Annotated in this window: 1 protein-coding gene and 1 pseudogene; both read left to right on the top strand. The window is 57.8% G+C overall.

The annotated features are described in order from the left end of the window. The first annotated feature begins 177 nt into the window (after positions 1-177). On the top strand, positions 178-993 hold the full coding sequence (sul2, locus tag B092_RS0112895) for a sulfonamide-resistant dihydropteroate synthase Sul2 (RefSeq protein ID WP_001043260.1): 816 nt from the start codon (positions 178-180) through the stop codon (positions 991-993). 86 nt (positions 994-1,079) lie between these two features. After that, positions 1,080-1,322: pseudogene (gene glmM / locus B092_RS0112900) on the top strand (phosphoglucosamine mutase); the annotation flags it as partial. Between the last annotated feature and the right edge of the window lie 400 nt (positions 1,323-1,722).

The following is a 1,722-nucleotide window of genomic DNA, read 5'->3' on the forward strand; positions in this document are numbered from 1 at the left end:
AGACCTCATGACTCACTCAATGACTTGAGTCCCATGGAGTATAAAAAACAGGTTATGTCTACCGACGAGTTGTGTTAAGAATGGGGTAGTTACACAGGTTACTCGCCTGGGGATTCCCTTTCGACCCGAGCATCCGTATGAGACTCATGCTCGATTATTATTATTATAGAAGCCCCCATGAATAAATCGCTCATCATTTTCGGCATCGTCAACATAACCTCGGACAGTTTCTCCGATGGAGGCCGGTATCTGGCGCCAGACGCAGCCATTGCGCAGGCGCGTAAGCTGATGGCCGAGGGGGCAGATGTGATCGACCTCGGTCCGGCATCCAGCAATCCCGACGCCGCGCCTGTTTCGTCCGACACAGAAATCGCGCGTATCGCGCCGGTGCTGGACGCGCTCAAGGCAGATGGCATTCCCGTCTCGCTCGACAGTTATCAACCCGCGACGCAAGCCTATGCCTTGTCGCGTGGTGTGGCCTATCTCAATGATATTCGCGGTTTTCCAGACGCTGCGTTCTATCCGCAATTGGCGAAATCATCTGCCAAACTCGTCGTTATGCATTCGGTGCAAGACGGGCAGGCAGATCGGCGCGAGGCACCCGCTGGCGACATCATGGATCACATTGCGGCGTTCTTTGACGCGCGCATCGCGGCGCTGACGGGTGCCGGTATCAAACGCAACCGCCTTGTCCTTGATCCCGGCATGGGGTTTTTTCTGGGGGCTGCTCCCGAAACCTCGCTCTCGGTGCTGGCGCGGTTCGATGAATTGCGGCTGCGCTTCGATTTGCCGGTGCTTCTGTCTGTTTCGCGCAAATCCTTTCTGCGCGCGCTCACAGGCCGTGGTCCGGGGGATGTCGGGGCCGCGACACTCGCTGCAGAGCTTGCCGCCGCCGCAGGTGGAGCTGACTTCATCCGCACACACGAGCCGCGCCCCTTGCGCGACGGGCTGGCGGTATTGGCGGCGCTGAAAGAAACCGCAAGAATTCGTTAACTGCACATTCGGGATATTTCTCTATATTCGCGGTTCAGCAGGCATGTCCCCTTTGAGGGCGACCCGACGACAGGATAATCGACCTTATGGTGCGCAAATATTTCGGCACAGACGGTATTCGTGGCAAAGCCAACGAAGGCGCGATGACGGCGGAAACCGCCTTGCGCGTCGGCATGGCGGCTGGCCGTGTCTTTCGTCGCGGTGACCACCGCCATCGTGTCGTGATCGGCAAGGATACGCGCCTGTCGGGCTATATGCTTGAACCCGCGCTCACAGCCGGTTTCACCTCGATGGGCATGGACGTATTCCTTTTTGGCCCGCTGCCGACAACGTATAGGAAGAATAAACGCCCTTTTCACCCAAGTCCAACAGCTTTGGACCGCAGTTGACTCTTTCGACACCCCTGCGATGCAACCCAATCCGGCTGACGGGGAGCCAGCAACGCTGAAAATTTACCCTCCTCTTTCCCACTAGCGGCTCCTTTTCCGACAACCAGCACGGCGGATCCCTGCCGCGGCGCTGTGAACGCAGCATTTTGATTGGTATCGTTGGCCTTCAGGCTCGTCAGTCAAACAGACCCAGGAGCAGCTCAGCCGGTGGCGCCCGGCTTTCGGGTAACGCCCTTGCCCGCGCTTCCCCTACAGGCAAACCGGGCTTACCGCGACCGATTGACGAATGACGAGCAGACCAGAAGAACCTAGTTTTTGCTCCGATCTATAAAAATGTGCC

Origin of the sequence: Oligella ureolytica DSM 18253 (assembly GCF_000373745.1) — a bacterium.
Taxonomy (GTDB): Bacteria; Pseudomonadota; Gammaproteobacteria; order Burkholderiales; family Burkholderiaceae_B; genus Oligella; species Oligella ureolytica.